The sequence below is a fragment of the Streptococcus sp. STC1396 genome (assembly GCF_058933875.1).
The window spans coordinates 39668-54016 of record NZ_JBZYCU010000007.1; the positions used below are offsets into that span (position 1 = coordinate 39668).

General features: G+C 43.7%; 17 protein-coding genes. 1 reads left to right on the plus strand and 16 read right to left on the minus strand.

The window, feature by feature from the left end:
- Positions 1-99: 99 nt before the first annotated feature.
- From AC5FEC_RS03700 to AC5FEC_RS03760, 13 genes are all read right to left on the minus strand, one after another.
- A complete protein-coding gene (locus tag AC5FEC_RS03700; protein WP_493661337.1) occupies positions 100-885 on the minus strand; it encodes an ABC transporter permease in 786 nt (261 codons plus the stop codon).
- A gap of 1 nt (position 886) precedes the next feature.
- Positions 887-1705 carry an ABC transporter permease gene (locus AC5FEC_RS03705; protein WP_037616089.1) on the minus strand — a complete coding sequence of 273 codons (819 nt, stop codon included), beginning with the start codon at positions 1703-1705 and terminating at the stop codon, positions 887-889.
- 1 nt (position 1706) lies between these two features.
- Entirely contained in the window at positions 1707-2699 is a 993-nt protein-coding gene (locus AC5FEC_RS03710) for an ABC transporter ATP-binding protein (protein ID WP_493661338.1), read from the minus strand.
- Positions 2700-2900: 201 nt separating this feature from the next.
- The gene (locus tag AC5FEC_RS03715) at positions 2901-3782 is read right to left on the minus strand and encodes a class II fructose-bisphosphate aldolase (RefSeq protein WP_037616086.1); all 882 of its coding nucleotides are present in this window, start codon (positions 3780-3782) and stop codon (positions 2901-2903) included.
- A 138-nt stretch (positions 3783-3920) separates the two neighbouring features.
- Positions 3921-5012 (minus strand): nucleotidyltransferase, encoded by a 1092-nt coding sequence (locus AC5FEC_RS03720; RefSeq protein ID WP_493661339.1) that lies wholly within the window; start codon positions 5010-5012, stop codon positions 3921-3923.
- Between the two features lies 1 nt (position 5013).
- Positions 5014-5748, minus strand: a complete 735-nt coding sequence (locus AC5FEC_RS03725; protein ID WP_493661340.1) for a class I SAM-dependent DNA methyltransferase — start codon at positions 5746-5748, stop codon at positions 5014-5016.
- Between the two features lie 74 nt (positions 5749-5822).
- Positions 5823-6188 carry a ribosome silencing factor gene (gene rsfS / locus AC5FEC_RS03730; protein ID WP_493661341.1) on the minus strand — a complete coding sequence of 122 codons (366 nt, stop codon included), beginning with the start codon at positions 6186-6188 and terminating at the stop codon, positions 5823-5825.
- A gap of 9 nt (positions 6189-6197) precedes the next feature.
- On the minus strand, positions 6198-6800 hold the full coding sequence (gene yqeK / locus AC5FEC_RS03735; protein WP_493661342.1) for a bis(5'-nucleosyl)-tetraphosphatase (symmetrical) YqeK: 603 nt from the start codon (positions 6798-6800) through the stop codon (positions 6198-6200).
- Positions 6797-7429 (minus strand): nicotinate-nucleotide adenylyltransferase, encoded by a 633-nt coding sequence (locus tag AC5FEC_RS03740; RefSeq protein WP_037616072.1) that lies wholly within the window; start codon positions 7427-7429, stop codon positions 6797-6799. The genes yqeK and AC5FEC_RS03740 overlap by 4 nt, the downstream gene beginning before the upstream one ends.
- 28 nt (positions 7430-7457) lie before the next feature.
- Positions 7458-7769: a ribosome assembly RNA-binding protein YhbY gene (gene yhbY, locus AC5FEC_RS03745; RefSeq protein WP_002896287.1), complete on the minus strand. Its 312-nt coding sequence runs from the start codon at positions 7767-7769 to the stop codon at positions 7458-7460.
- A gap of 107 nt (positions 7770-7876) precedes the next feature.
- Positions 7877-8983 carry a ribosome biogenesis GTPase YqeH gene (gene yqeH, locus AC5FEC_RS03750; protein ID WP_493661343.1) on the minus strand — a complete coding sequence of 369 codons (1107 nt, stop codon included), beginning with the start codon at positions 8981-8983 and terminating at the stop codon, positions 7877-7879.
- A gap of 2 nt (positions 8984-8985) precedes the next feature.
- Complete coding sequence (locus tag AC5FEC_RS03755; protein WP_185780854.1) at positions 8986-9513, minus strand: YqeG family HAD IIIA-type phosphatase; 528 nt, start codon at positions 9511-9513, stop codon at positions 8986-8988.
- Positions 9514-9668: 155 nt separating this feature from the next.
- A complete protein-coding gene (locus AC5FEC_RS03760) occupies positions 9669-10799 on the minus strand; it encodes an ABC transporter ATP-binding protein (protein ID WP_037616069.1) in 1131 nt (376 codons plus the stop codon).
- 414 nt (positions 10800-11213) lie between these two features.
- Here AC5FEC_RS03760 and AC5FEC_RS03765 point away from each other — a divergent pair, with 414 nt between their 5' ends.
- A complete protein-coding gene (locus AC5FEC_RS03765; RefSeq protein WP_493661344.1) occupies positions 11214-11840 on the plus strand; it encodes a TVP38/TMEM64 family protein in 627 nt (208 codons plus the stop codon).
- A 112-nt stretch (positions 11841-11952) separates the two neighbouring features.
- Here AC5FEC_RS03765 and AC5FEC_RS03770 read toward each other — a convergent pair whose 3' ends face one another.
- The 3 genes from AC5FEC_RS03770 to rpsR form a co-directional block, all read right to left on the minus strand.
- Entirely contained in the window at positions 11953-12864 is a 912-nt protein-coding gene (locus AC5FEC_RS03770; RefSeq protein WP_493661345.1) for a DMT family transporter, read from the minus strand.
- Positions 12865-12951: 87 nt separating this feature from the next.
- Positions 12952-13791 carry a class I SAM-dependent methyltransferase gene (locus tag AC5FEC_RS03775; RefSeq protein WP_493661346.1) on the minus strand — a complete coding sequence of 280 codons (840 nt, stop codon included), beginning with the start codon at positions 13789-13791 and terminating at the stop codon, positions 12952-12954.
- A 297-nt stretch (positions 13792-14088) separates the two neighbouring features.
- The gene (gene rpsR / locus AC5FEC_RS03780; RefSeq protein ID WP_000068664.1) at positions 14089-14328 is read right to left on the minus strand and encodes a 30S ribosomal protein S18; all 240 of its coding nucleotides are present in this window, start codon (positions 14326-14328) and stop codon (positions 14089-14091) included.
- Between the last annotated feature and the right edge of the window lie 21 nt (positions 14329-14349).

Consider the following 14349-nt stretch of genomic DNA (forward strand, 5'->3'; position numbering starts at 1 on the left):
ATTACCCCTTTAGTATAGCACTCTGAGAATAGATGTCAAGGAAATTTCGTCAAGATTAGCAAAAAACCATCCCAAGACAAGGCTTTGATATTATTCATCTTACGATCCTGCACTTTCGTAGGCGTCTAAGCCCCTGTCCCATAGTTTCAAGGAAATGACAAAGAAGACAAGAGAAATCAGAATCAAACCACCGATATTAAAGAGTCCATCCTTGTTCTGCAAGAAATAGCTGGCAGGATAGTAGGCCGTAAAGGCGAAAGGCACGATGAAACTAATCAACCAACGAAGAAGCGAATGGTAAATCGAAATCGGATACTTGGCAAAATCATTGAACATATAGAAAATGTAGATCATCGCTCCTGATTGCTTGGTCCAAAAAGCAATACTGGCTGTCGCAATTTTCAAGGAAGTATAAATCAAGGTCGCAAAAGGAATACAGACTAGGAAAAGCAGGAATTTGGGAAGAGTCCAAGCAATGCTAGAGACCGTTGTCGCTAGTAGGATTCCACCGACCAAGAGTTCGCCCAAGGCATCAATCTGAAAGGTCTCAACTAGGATGTGAAAGAGAGGATTGATAGGACGCGTCAGGTATTTGTCAAACTCTCCTTTTCGCACCAAGCGTTGCCCCAGTGCCCAGAGATTGTCAAAAAAGAGATGGTCCAAACCCTTGGGAATCAAGGAAAAGCCATAGATAAAGGCAATCTCTTGGAATGTCCAGCCTTCCAAGGAAGGGATGTGTTGGAAGAGCACGTTGAGAAATAAGAGGTTCAAGCCTTGGGTCAAGAAGACACCTAAAACACCAACCACAAAATCAACCTTGTATTCCATGATTTGCTTGATGTATTGTCTGATAAAAATCAGATGCATGCGTTGATATTTTTTCATACTAACCTCCTTGAATGGTGATAAATGACTGGACTCGTTTCCAAATCAACTGAGACAAGCCCGCCATCACTAAGAGCCAGAAGAACTGGAGCAAAAGTGCTTGAAGAATCTGACTAGTATCGTATTTCCCAACGATAATCATAACCGGAGTGTAAATCAAGGATGAAAAAGGCAAAAAGGACAGAATATCTGAAACGATTTTAGGAAAGAAAGCCAAGGGAATCAAACTTCCAGACATAAAGGCCACTATTGAAGTCTTGAGTAAATTGGAACCCCATAGATTTTTAAACACAAAGGCTGAAAATCCAAAGCAGATATTAAAGAAAAAGTTAATCAGGTAGGCTAGCGTTAAGCTAAAGAGATAAAGGACAGTTAATCCCAGCACTTCCAAAATCCCTTGCCCAGATAAGATTTTCATCAAAACAATGACAGTTAAAAATGGCAGCCCTACACTGATAAAAATCAACCACTTGGAACCAAGTTCGGTGAAGAGATAAGAGGCCGCAAAATGCACCGGTCGCAACAAGCGCATGATAATAGAACCATCCTTGACCTCCTCACCAATCATAAAAGAGCTATCCGACCTGGTCAAAAGATTGGTCACAAAACTCATGATGATGTAGAGGGTGATATCTGCCATGCTGAAACCCTGAATCAAGGATTCCTGCGAGGAATCAAAGACAGCCTTCCAGAGATAAAAAGCCACAAAAGCCCCCATGACATCGCCAATCCGATAGAGAATAAAGTTGACTCGATAGGTAATCAACTCCTGAATCCCTGCATTGATAAAGGGTTTATAACGTCTCCACAATTTGACCATCTTAGAGCTCCTTTCGATAGAAGCGACGGATAATATCCTCAATATCCGTATCCATCATCTTCAAATCGCGGATTTCAAAATCAGACAGGGTTTGTTTGATAATATCAGCAGACTGATAGCATGAACTATCAAATTCAATATTGAGGCTGTTTCCTTGTCTATCAATGGTCATATCAGGTAAGCCTTCATAGTGAGAGACGAGATGATTTTGACCTGGCACCAGTTCAAAGGAGAGAGTCTTCATCTTGCTAAAAGTGGCCTTGAGCTGGCTCACCGTTCCATCAAAAATCTCCTGCCCCTTGTCAATCATAAAAATCCGATCACAAAGTTGCTCAATATCACTCAGGTCGTGAGTGGTCAAGAGAATGGTTGTTTCTTCCTCCTGATTGATTTGGGTGATGGCCCGACGAATGTTATCCTTGACCGAAACATCCAAACCAATAGTCGGCTCATCTAAAAAGAGAACCTTGGGATTGTGAAGCAAGGAAGCCGCAATATCAGCCCGCATCCGCTGCCCTAGTGAAAGAGTCCGCACGGGGTCTTTAATAAATTCTTTCAAATCCAAGACTTCATTCAAAAAATCCATGCGTTTATGGAAAAGGGAGTCTGGCACATCGTAAATCTCTTTCAAGACCGTATAGGTCTCTTGCAGAGCCAAATCCCACCATAGCTGAGTTCGTTGTCCGAAGACTACTCCAATATCCTTGACATAGTCTTGGCGATTATCCTGTGGAATTTTGCCATTAATCCGACAAAATCCTGATGTCGGTTTCAAAATCCCTGTCAGCATTTTAATGGTTGTCGACTTCCCAGCACCATTGGCCCCGATAAAACCTAAAATCTGACCCTTGGGAACCTCAAAGGTCAAATCCTTGACCGCTTCAAAGGTCTGCTTCTCAGGATGAATAAAGGAGCGCAAAGCTCCCTTCAATCCCAGTTCCTTGACAGTCTTTACAAAATTTTTCTGAAGATGTTCTACTTCTATCATTGCCATACGTTTCTCAATATCCTATCATTCAATTCATGTTACAGACCTTTTTCCTATCTAACTCAGAAAAATAGAATCTTATCTCCTCACTATACTACCACTTTTACTTCCAAACGAACATAGGTAATTTAAAAATAATTATCATATTTTATCACACACCAAAAAACCCACCCTTACGGGCAGGTTTCTGTTTTGTATATAGCCTAATTAAGCTTTACCTTCTGAACCGAAGACGTCGATACGTTCTTCAACAGATGCTTGGATAGCTTTGACACCTTCAGCCAAGAATTTACGTGGGTCGAAGAGTTTCTTCTTGTCGTATTCTGCTTCATTTGCTTCGTAGTCACGAGCAAATTTGCGAGTTGCGTTAGCGAATGCGATTTGGCATTCAGTGTTAACGTTAACTTTCGCAACACCAAGTTTGATAGCTGCTTGGATTTGATCATCAGGAATACCTGAACCACCATGCAATACGATTGGGAATCCTGGAACTGCTTCTGTCAATTTTTGCAAGTGATCAAGGTGAAGACCTTTCCAGTTTGCTGGGTAAGGACCGTGGATGTTACCGATACCAGCTGCCAAGAAGTCAATACCAGTTGCAACCATTGCTTTAGCATCTTCAATTGGAGCCAATTCGCCATCACCAATGATTCCGTCTTCTTCACCACCGATAGTACCAACTTCAGCTTCTACTGACACGCCGTTTGCATGAGCAAATTCTACAACTTTACGAGCTTTTTCAAGGTTTTCTTCAACTGGAAGGTGTGAACCGTCAAACATAACTGAAGTATAACCAACTCGAATACACTCAAGTGCATCTTCGTAGTGACCGTGGTCAAGGTGGATAGCTACTGGTACAGTAATACCCATTGATTCTACAAGGTTTTCAATGAGAGATTTACATACCTTGTATCCACCCATGTACTTAGCAGCACCCATAGAAGTTTGGATCAAAACTGGAGCTTTTTTAGCTTCTGCCGCACGCAGGATAGCTTGAGTCCACTCAAGGTTGTTTGTGTTGAATCCACCAACTGCGTAACCATTGTCACGAGCTGCTTGGACAAATTTTTCTGCTGAAACGATTGCCATTGTTATCAGGCCTCCTCTTATTTTTTGTGGATTAAACCACTTACATTGTTTATTTTATCACTTTTTCAAGGAAAATGCTAGTTTTTCCTGAAATTTTAAGTAAATATAAAAGGGACGCCATTTCATATAAACATTTTATCAATCAACCTGTATTGGAATTCGCCCAAAATTCTGCTCCATCAGTGCAGCATTTCCCAGCTGATAAACCTTGTCAGCTTGCTGGGTCAGACTATCCCATGGCTCTTTTCCGATTCGACTGACCAGTTCAACCTTTCCCTTCAGCTTAGCCAAATGCTGGCGCCCCTGCTCGGAGAAACTCAAGATATGGATTGCTGACGGAAGCTCTTCCTGTCTAGCTCCGACTAGGATATAGGTCAACAGACGCCGAACCCGAGCCTTGGTATAGCGCTTGGTCGCCACCTGCTCAACTAACTCCTCTATGGTCTCACTGCTTTTCAGGGCCTCTCTAATCCTAACAGCCAATTCCTGATTGACCTGATAAAAGTCTGTCAAATCCGGACAGGTCACTATCTGATAACGGAGATAAGGAAAGAGGTCCGACCAGGTCACCTTGGGTGCCGTCTCAAGCAGCTTATAGCTTGGAGTGAATTTTTTGAGAAAGGCTGGCTGATCCAGATTCTGACGAAGGGCAGTTGCGGAGGCGAATTCCTCATTAGCTGACAAGGAATGATAGCCAGCCCCCTGACGTTGAATCGGACACAGTTTTATAGCCTTTCCCGCCACAGCTTTGGCATAGGCCAAGCCCAATATATGATTGGGAGTAGAGCCTGAGAAATTAAGCCCTGCAAACTCCTGCCACATGGCCTGAGTCTTTTGAGGATAGGATAGAGAATCAGGCAAGCCAGCCAGATAAGCCTCCATCTGCTCTGCCTTTTCACCATAGACCCTAGAAATACTCTCATAGTCCAGCACTTCCTCAGTCCCAAAAGTCAGATAATCAATGCCCAGCCTCTCTAAGATGTCTACCGCTCCCTTAGCGAAAAAATCCGCCGCCTGAACGCTGACCAAGAAAGGCAACTCAACGACCAGATCCGCTCCGGCTTCTAAAGCCATCTGGGCCCGAGTCCACTTGTCCACGATAGCCGGCTCGCCTCGCTGGACGAAATTACCACTCATGGCGATGATTTTCAGACCAGAAGCTTGATCCAGCAGATATTTGTGTCCCTTATGGAAAGGATTAAACTCTGCGATAATACCAGTCACTGTCATCTCATTTCTCCGCCACAAAGAACCAGCGAGCGCTCTTGTCAGTTGGCTCCTTGTCCTCAAAGTCTGCGTAAACTTTGACATTCTTAAAGCCTGCCTGCTCCAGCAAGATATCATAGGTCAAGATCTCATAAGTCCGCTCCTCATGCACTTCATCATAGCGCGTGAAGCGGCCATCCTCCTCTTGGACAAAGAAGGTCAGCTCATGCACGATGGAATGAGGTGCTTCATCCGCATAGGAATCCCAGACCATGGCAAAGGTTTCAGCATTTTCATGATAAGAATAGCCTGGAAAAACCTCGTCAATCTGGTAAATCGAGTGCACGTCAAAGATAAAGCGACCGCCCTCATTTAGATGCTGGTAGACTTGAGTGAAGACCTGACCGACATCAACTTCATCCTCCATATAGCAAATCGAGTCCGAATAACAAGTCACCAAATCAAACTGACCGATGCCACTCAAATCCAGCATATTGCTCTGGATAAAGGGAATGTCCAAACCGGCCTCTCTGCTGCGCTTCTCTGCCAAATCCAGCATTTCCTGACTCAGATCCAGCCCCGTCACCTCAAAACCAGCCTGCTTAAAATAAATGGACTGGATGCCCGTACCACAGGCCAGCTCCAGCAGCTTTTTCTTATCTTTGGGAAAATGACGCAGGCTGAAATCCGTCCACTTCTCATACAAAGAATCATCCATAATCGCATCGTAAACCGACGCGAAGGTTTCATAAGTTGCCATACTTTTCCTTTCAAAAATAGCCCAGCCAGCAGGCTGACTGAGCTAAATTTTGCTTTCTGCCTAAGGGCAAAAAATCACTTGTTTTTTTCTTCCAATAAGGCCGCAACATCCACACCAGTTGCTTCGTGCCAGAGTTTTTCTAGGTTATAATGCGCCCGCATTTCCTCAGAAAAGACATGGACAACGATGCCACCCAAGTCTAAGAGCACCCAGCCGCCAGCTGCGTCACCCTCAACATGGCCAGCAGAAACTCCAGCCACTGCAGCTTTCTCGCGGATATTTTCAGCCACCGCATCCAGCTGACGGCTGTTCATAGAGCTGACGATAACAAAATAATCTGTCACAGTGGTCAGGTCTTGCAAGTCCAAAGCTACAATATCTTCTGCACGCTTTTCATCGGCCGCCTTCACGACCAGTTCCAATAATTCTTGTTCTTTCATAGTTCCTCTTTAATTTTCTTCTATTTCCTTCAAATATCCTACAAAGGCATTGTAGGTCTCCAAGGTCTGCGGATAGATGGGCATCCCTTTGTTAGCCAAATGCTCCACAGTCCTTGCTGTTTCGTAGGCCACAGCTTGATTGAGCGACTGCTGGGCTAACTCTCTGGCCTTGTCTACTCCCGGAAAATCTCGGTTGTGCTCAATGTAGTCGGCGACATAGACGACCTTGTCCAGCTCAGACATGGTGCCACTGCCCACTGTATGAATCTCGATAGCTCGCAGAATCTCTGCATCTTTCATCCCTAGGTCTTCCTGAATCTTGTAAATGCCCACCATGCCATGCCAGACATTATTACCCCAATTTTTCAGGTCAGGATCCAGCTGGTATTTGTCAATCAAGGCCAGAAATTCCTCATCCGAGACCTTTTTCGCATAGTCGTGCAGGAGTCCTGCCAGACCCGCTTTTTCGACGTCAAGACCGAAGCGCTCCGCTAATTCACGGGCAGCTTTTTCCACACCCAGACAATGCCGCAGGCGTTTCTCGGGCATGACTGTTTCCATCTTAGCCAGCAAGGCCTCACGGCTCATACTGATATAGCTTTCATAGGTCATAGGTAAAGCCCTTCTTTCTCGATATAGTCTAAAACTGGCTGAGGTAGCAGAAAATTAGGAGTTCGTCCCTGAGCCAGAAAATCCCGTACCATACTGGAGGAAATATCCATAAGGGGGACATCCACCCAGATGACAGGGTAAGAAGTCCCCGCCTTGTAGCGCGGCCGCTGAACACCGACAAACTGAACCAGCTCAACCAGCTCATCAATGCGGTACCACTTAGGCAGATAGTCTACCATATCCGCACCGATGATAAAGTAATAGTCCGTATCTGGATGTTGCTCTGTCAGTAGCTTCATAGTGTCGTAGGTGTAGGAAATTCCCTTGCGCTCCAGCTCAATGGTTTCAATCCCTAGGCCTTCAATACCCTCGATAGCCAGCTCCAGCATCTTCAGCCGATGCTTTTCCTCAATGGTCTCTTTCTTATCCACATGAGGCGGCTCGTACTCTGGCATGAGCAGGACCTGATCCAAGCCTAACTGTTGCCGGACCTGATCCGCCACAACCAAATGAGCATGGTGGACAGGGTTGAAATTCCCACCTAAAATGCCAATCTGCTTGCGTTTTTTATCTTTAACTTCTGGTTCTAATTCCACCTTGGTAAAGGGGGTCAGTAATTCAATAGCCATAGGCTGATATCTCCACAGAAATTTTTCCTTAAATTTGCTTGACTTTAACAGAGAGTTTGCGATTTTCTTTCTTGCTGGACTGCTTGTAGAGAATCAAGATACGGCCGATTTTCTGCACCGTATCCACTCCGATTTCTTCTTCCAAAATCTCCGCAACCTCATGGATATTCTCATCTGTATTCTGTAAGAGCGTAACCTTGATCAGTTCTCGCGCATCCAGTGCCTGACGGACGCTGGTTTTGATTTGGTCGTTGAGTCCATTTTTCCCTATCTGAATGATAGGTTTGAGACTATGCGCCTGACTGTTGAGAAAGGCCCGTTGTTTTGATGTTAGTGTCATGTTCTTCTATAAGGCTTGATACAGTCAGGATTCACTTTAGTCCCAACCATTCATGGCCTCTTCCTTCCTTATTTTAAGGGGATTTGTTCCCCTTGGTTTCTTGAGTATTATATAATAGCTTTCCGAGTGACAACCGCCACACCCTCTGGCGCCCAGCCAGCTACTCGGGCAGGACCGCTGACGCGAATCCACCCCAGACCAGAGAAGACGATATCTGTCTTGTCCTTGATGGTAAATTCATGCTTGACCAAGTCTGGAAACTCTTCCTTTTCCTTGCCAACCGGTGGCACTAAGAGACTGCCGACATGCTTGTCATAAAAATCGCTAGCACCTTCCAACTTAGTCCGGTGGAGCTTGAGCTCATTGTCAAAATAAGCCGTGAAGCCCTGCTTGTCACCTGCCACAAAGTCAAAGCGGCCTAGGCCACCCAAAAAGAGGGTTTGATTTGGATTAAGCTGATAGGTTTTGGGTTTGATTTCCTTTTTGGGGCTGACATATTTGAGATTCTTAGCAGATAGATAATGAGCCATCTGGTGACGATGGATAATGCCCGGTGTATCATAGATATGACTGCCATCCGCCAAAGGAATCTCGATTTTATCCAGAGTTGTACCCGGGAAACGCGAAGTCGTAATAATATCCTTATCGCCCGTGATTTCTTGAATAATGGCGTTAATCAAAGTGGACTTGCCCACATTGGTCACGCCGACCACATACACATCACGTCCCTTACGGCAGTGCTCAATCTTGTCAATCAAGTCCTTAATGGCCTGCTTGTTCTGAGCAGAGGTTAGGACCACATCGACTGGACGCAGGCCTTCTTCGTGAGCTCGCTCCGTCAGCCATTGGGTCACCTTGCTATCCTTGACCGACTTAGGTAAAATGTCCTTTTTATTCCCGACCAAGAGCACATCATTTCCTGCGACAAAACGAGGTAGTCCAGGAATGACCGAGCCATTAAAGTCAAAAATATCGACAACATTGACGACCAAAGCGTCGCTATCTCCAACTTCGTGGAGAAGCCGCAGAAAGTCATCATCCGTCAGCTGGACATCGCTGATTTCATTATAATGGCGCAGGCGGAAACAGCGCTGACAATAGAGTTCACCCGACTCCAAGCCTTTTTCTAGAGCTGACTGGGGCGTGTAGCCTAGCTGGCTCTTATCTTCTATCTGAATAGTGGCTCCGCAGCCGATGCAGAGAAGTTCTTCCATGCTTAAATTCCTTTTTTGTATTGAATTGGGCCGTATTTTTCAGTAATTTTCTTGAGCACACGGCGTTCACGCGCCCGATTGATCTGGGTCTTGATGGAGTCATGCTCGACCAACGGTTTGACCAAAATCGAGCGAATCCCAGCCCGATGAGCAGCCCGAATATCTGTCATGAGCTGATCGCCCACCATGACCACTTCATTTTTTTCAAAATGAAAAAGCTTGAGCGCTCGGTCAATGCCCCAAGTGAAAGGCTTCATAGCCCAGTAGACATAATCAATATCAAACTTTTCGACAGCCCGCTTAACCCGTTTTTGGTTATTATTGGACACTACGATAATCCGAATGCCCGCATCTCGCAAATCATGGAGCCACTTCTTCATCTCTGGGGTCCCGTCAGGATTATTCCAAGCAATCAGGGTGTTATCCAAATCCACCAAAACCGCTTTGATACCCTGTCTTTTCAAACTCTCTACTGTCAAATCATAAACTGCCTCGACCGCAAAGTCCGGCATATAATCTTCAATCGCCACATCTCTCTCCAAAAATTCGTATTCTCATTATTATAGCAAAAATAACTGTTTTTTGCACCACTGAGTTTATCCATTTATGAAAAATCAGCATTTGCCTTACCTTACTCTACCAATCCAAAAAAACAGCCACTCTCCAGTAGCTGTTTTAGCGTGTTTTAATAAACTGTCTTCTCTGTTTCGAAATCGAAGAAATGCGCCTTGTTCAGGTCAAAGCCAAGGTCAATACCCGCACCTGTCTGCAGGTAATCACGAGCATCTACACGCGCGATAAACTCGCTGTCGCCAACTTGGCAGTAAAGGTGAGACTCAGAACCTAAGAGCTCAGAAACAGAAATTGTCGCATGTACGACAGAGTCTGGGAAAGTCTCTAAGAAGGCAGGTTCGGTATTGATGTCTTCTGGACGAATACCGAAGATTAATTTCTTGCCGTCATAGCCCTTCTCACGCAGAACTTTCAGAGTTCCTTCTGGCACTTTCAAGCACAAACCATCGGCAGTAATTTCATCGCCATTGAGTGTAACCGTGATGAAGTTCATAGCTGGGCTACCGATGAAACCGGCCACAAACTTGTTGACTGGATTGTTGTAAACTTCCTGTGGGCTACCGATTTGCTCCACTCGACCAATCGTTCCAGTTCCAGCAGGGTTCTTGGTTGCAGACATGATAACAATGCGATCCGCAAGCGTCATAGCTTCTGTTTGGTCGTGGGTAACGTAGATGGTGGTAGCTCCGATACGGCGGTGAATCTTGGCAATCTCAGCTCGCATAGATACCCGCAATTTAGCATCCAAGTTTGACAAAGGCTCGTCCATTAGGAAAACCTTTGCATCACGCACGATGGCACGACCCATGGCAACACGCTGACGTTGACCACCAGAAAGGTCTGCTGGTTTACGCTCCAAGAATTCCTTCAAACCAAGGATTTCAGCCGCTTCTTGCACACGTCTATCAATATCTTCTTTGCTGTACTTGCGCAGTTTCAGTCCGAAAGCCATATTGTCATACACCGTCATGTGCGGATAGAGGGCGTAGTTCTGGAAGACCATGGCAATATCGCGGTCTTTCGGTGCGACATCGTTGACAACCTTGCCATCAATCGAAGCTGTTCCTTCTGTGATGTCCTCAAGACCTGCAATCATGCGCAACGTTGTGGATTTCCCGCATCCTGACGGACCGACAAAGACTATAAATTCCTTGTCCTTGATGTCCAAATTAAAGTCTTCAACAGAATAGTGCTCACTGTTTGGATACTTCTTATAAATGTTTTTCAGATTTAATTCAACCATAAGTTCCCCTTTATTTTATATAAAAATAATTGCCTCTGAAACATCCAAGCGTTTCAAAGCGCTTTCATAATGACATTATATCCTTTTTTAAAGATTATTTCAAGTATTTATTCAAACGTTTGCACAATTTTTTAAAATAATTTTTAAAGCCAGCTTAAAGGAAGAAAAAAATGCCTGCCTACTCCTCATCCAACCCACTTTCGACATAAAAATATATGCCCCTTCGGCTAACAAAGCGAAAATAACTTTGTAGCATTTAAATCTAGTTTAAAAAAGTATCTTTACAACTCCTTTTAAGAATTTCTGAAATTTACATTCTTTTAAAATATGATAAAATATGATTAGAAAGTAAATTATATTTATTTCATGATAAATACTGGATAACCTACTTTAAAAACAGTCCCGGAGGAATTTATGTCAGGGAAAAAAAAAAGGATGACGACGGTCTCTCCTTGTTTGCAAAAAATCATCAACTGGTCGTCTATTATTGGTGCTGTTGGTACCCTTGTTTTCTGCATTTGGGCATATTTTGCTGGTGTTCTGGAATCCAAAGAAACCTTGTCTGCCTTTATCCAGCAGGCTGGAGTCTGGGGGCCGCCCCTCTTTATTTTCTTGCAGATTCTGCAGACAGTTGTGCCTGTTATTCCCGGAGCGCTGACCTCAGTTGCCGGTGTCTTTATCTACGGTCATATCGTAGGAACCATTTATAATTATGTCGGCATTGTCATCGGCTGCGCTATTATCTTCTACCTAGCCCGCACCTATGGTCCCGCCTTTGTCCAATCTGTCGTCAGCAAGCGCACCTACGACAAATACATTGGCTGGCTAGATAAGGGCAATCGTTTTGACCGCTTCTTTATTTTCATGATGATTTGGCCCATCAGTCCCGCAGATTTTCTCTGTATGCTGGCGGCTCTGACCAAGATGAGTTTCAAGCGCTATATGACTATTATTCTCATCTGCAAGCCCTTCACCCTTGTCATTTATACCTACGGGCTGACCTATATCATTGACTTTTTTTGGCAGTTACTGTCAAAATAAACCCAGCCAAAGAATTTCTAGAATAATTTAGGAAAACTTTTCAAAGAGTATTAAAAAACGAGTAAATTCTGTTTGGGGATAAAAACCCATTCGAATTTGTTCGTTGTTTGCTTTATAAGAGACCTTTCTTCTTTTCTACAACCAGATCTTTAAGAGAAATCAATAGAACAGCAATTAATATCATGGCCATACCTGCAAAATCAATCAGATAAAAACGCTCATGCATAATCGCAAAAGCAAAGAAAACCGCTGATATCGGCTCAACAGCTGCCAGCAGACTGGATTTTACCGGACCAACCAAACTAGCCCCTTTAAGAAATAAAGTATAAGCAAGAATCGTACCAATCAAGATAATCCCCGCTAAAGATAGATAGACTTCCATTGATAATTTCCAATGAAAATGCAGCAAACCGCTAAAGGGTGTCAGCGCACTTCCTGCCATCATCATCCCAATTCCGATGACTGGAATGCTGCCCCAAGTCTTAATCAGCTGAATCGGAATTAGAATATACAAAGCATAGGTAAAAGCTGCAAAAAGCCCCCAGAAAAGGCCTGCCGGCGTAACTGTCAGCTGATTTAACTGGCCATGTGTCGCTATCAAGAATGTTCCGCCGATTGCTAAAATGATGGATAAAATTTCTGTCAAAGTTGGAGCCACTCGATCTTTGATACAAGTGTAAGCCAAAATCCCAACTGGGCAGACATACTGCAAAACTGTAGCCGTTCCAGCATTGCTTTCGTAAATAGACTTTAAATAAGAAAACTGATTCAGCAGAAGGCCGAACAAGGCAAAAAGCAAAATGGACCCCAGCGTCTGTCTGTCCCTCAGCATGGCCTTTAACTTCTCCCTGTCTGTCAAAAGCAAATACCCCAATAAAAGCCCTCCAGCCAGCAAGAGCCGAATATTAGTCAGGACTAAGACTGGAAATCCCTGTTCCATCAAATATTGACCGCTGGTTCCCGACAGTCCCCAAGCAATTCCGGCAATCAAGGTCAAAATCGTTCCTTTCGTTGTATTTGACATCCCAAATATCTCCTTTTCATCCTAAAATTATAACACAAAAATTCGGCCAAAACGACCGAATTGACTATATTTTGAGGAGCTATTTCTCTAGTCGAAATCCATGCGATTAATAGACAATTGCAGTCCTTGATCAACCAGCTTTGCCAGTAAGCGATGCAAAAAATGAATACCTGGAGTTTTCATATTGTAATATCCCAGCATATACGCTTTTGAAGTCACTTTTATTCTGTCCGACCAGTTCAACTCTTTCTGCGGATTGTTGACATAGAAAAGCCCACTGACATGCGGCATAGCCATATTTTTTAATATTTTTGACATCATTAACTTTAAGCCTAGCTTCCCTACACTATCAAACACTAAACAGCCACCCGAATACCTTTCGGAAAGTTCAATAACCAGCTGCTTGACTTCATTTTTGGGGAAATAGTGAAAAACGCCAGCAGCCAGCAAAATAATTCCTTTAGAAGCATCAATCCTATCCATCCAGGAATAATCTTTTAAGTCACAAGAAATGGTCGTTTCTCGCTCATGCTCTTTCATTAACTGCTTGCGAACAGATATAACATCTGGAAGATCAATATTTACGATGTGACACAAGCCATTATCACATGCTTTGCCCGTCTCATCCAGACCACAGCCAAGGTTTACTACCGTCGCTTCTGGATACTTTTCCAAGTAATGCTGAATCTCCCACATCATGTCTAATTGCCGCATAGCAGCTTCTAAAGCACCGAATTCATAAAAGAAGGAATTTCTCTTTTTCTCCAGTTTAGAAAAATCATAGTCTAATCTCTGGCATAATGTCTGCGCAAATTCATCTCTATAAAGGGCAGGAAATTTTTCCGAGCACATTTTTCTTCCATACAAAGGAATAATCAACGTTTCTTGAACTGTATTTTTCTCGATAACTATCTTTTCTACTGTCATATAAATACCAATTGCACTTATTTAGACTAATGCTACTCTACATTTAGTTATGGTTCGAAAGTGATGGCAGAGGTTCATGCTATCCTCAGAAGCTTCATGACAAGACATTGGCTTCAAAGTTTCCACATTTCCCTTCTCCCTCCCTTATATAAGTAGGATTCGTCGGAAATTATTATACCACTTCTGCGTGTCCTTTTCTACTTCCTATGATACTCCGAGGATCACAAGTCTTTATTGATGCGAAATTCTTTGCAGCAAAAAAGCCGCAAGATAAATTCTTGCGACTTCACAATATAATTAATCTTCATTTACGAAAGGCATCAAAGCCATTACGCGAGCGCGTTTGATAGCTGTTGTTACTTTACGTTGGTTTTTAGCTGAAGTTCCAGTTACACGACGAGGAAGGATTTTCCCACGTTCTGAAACGAAACGGCTAAGAAGCTCAGTATCTTTGTAATCAACATATTCAATCTTATTTGCTGCGATGTAATCAACTTTTTTACGGCGTTTGAATCCGCCACGACGTTGTTGAGCCATATTCTTTCTCCTTTATTATTC

What these genes read in the sequence shown, in the direction of transcription:
- AC5FEC_RS03700 (WP_493661337.1), bottom strand. Translation starts at nt 885, where the DNA reads ATGAAAAAATATCAACGCATGCATCTGATTTTTATCAGACAATACATC.
- AC5FEC_RS03705 (WP_037616089.1), bottom strand. Translation starts at nt 1,705, where the DNA reads ATGGTCAAATTGTGGAGACGTTATAAACCCTTTATCAATGCAGGGATT.
- AC5FEC_RS03710 (WP_493661338.1), bottom strand. Translation starts at nt 2,699, where the DNA reads ATGGCAATGATAGAAGTAGAACATCTTCAGAAAAATTTTGTAAAGACT.
- AC5FEC_RS03715 (WP_037616086.1), bottom strand. Translation starts at nt 3,782, where the DNA reads ATGGCAATCGTTTCAGCAGAAAAATTTGTCCAAGCAGCTCGTGACAAT.
- AC5FEC_RS03720 (WP_493661339.1), bottom strand. Translation starts at nt 5,012, where the DNA reads ATGACAGTGACTGGTATTATCGCAGAGTTTAATCCTTTCCATAAGGGA.
- AC5FEC_RS03725 (WP_493661340.1), bottom strand. Translation starts at nt 5,748, where the DNA reads ATGGCAACTTATGAAACCTTCGCGTCGGTTTACGATGCGATTATGGAT.
- rsfS (WP_493661341.1), bottom strand. Translation starts at nt 6,188, where the DNA reads ATGAAAGAACAAGAATTATTGGAACTGGTCGTGAAGGCGGCCGATGAA.
- yqeK (WP_493661342.1), bottom strand. Translation starts at nt 6,800, where the DNA reads ATGACCTATGAAAGCTATATCAGTATGAGCCGTGAGGCCTTGCTGGCT.
- AC5FEC_RS03740 (WP_037616072.1), bottom strand. Translation starts at nt 7,429, where the DNA reads ATGGCTATTGAATTACTGACCCCCTTTACCAAGGTGGAATTAGAACCA.
- yhbY (WP_002896287.1), bottom strand. Translation starts at nt 7,769, where the DNA reads ATGACACTAACATCAAAACAACGGGCCTTTCTCAACAGTCAGGCGCAT.
- yqeH (WP_493661343.1), bottom strand. Translation starts at nt 8,983, where the DNA reads ATGGAAGAACTTCTCTGCATCGGCTGCGGAGCCACTATTCAGATAGAA.
- AC5FEC_RS03760 (WP_037616069.1), bottom strand. Translation starts at nt 10,799, where the DNA reads ATGGTTGAATTAAATCTGAAAAACATTTATAAGAAGTATCCAAACAGT.
- AC5FEC_RS03765 (WP_493661344.1), top strand. Translation starts at nt 11,214, where the DNA reads ATGTCAGGGAAAAAAAAAAGGATGACGACGGTCTCTCCTTGTTTGCAA.
- AC5FEC_RS03770 (WP_493661345.1), bottom strand. Translation starts at nt 12,864, where the DNA reads ATGTCAAATACAACGAAAGGAACGATTTTGACCTTGATTGCCGGAATT.
- AC5FEC_RS03775 (WP_493661346.1), bottom strand. Translation starts at nt 13,791, where the DNA reads ATGACAGTAGAAAAGATAGTTATCGAGAAAAATACAGTTCAAGAAACG.
- rpsR (WP_000068664.1), bottom strand. Translation starts at nt 14,328, where the DNA reads ATGGCTCAACAACGTCGTGGCGGATTCAAACGCCGTAAAAAAGTTGAT.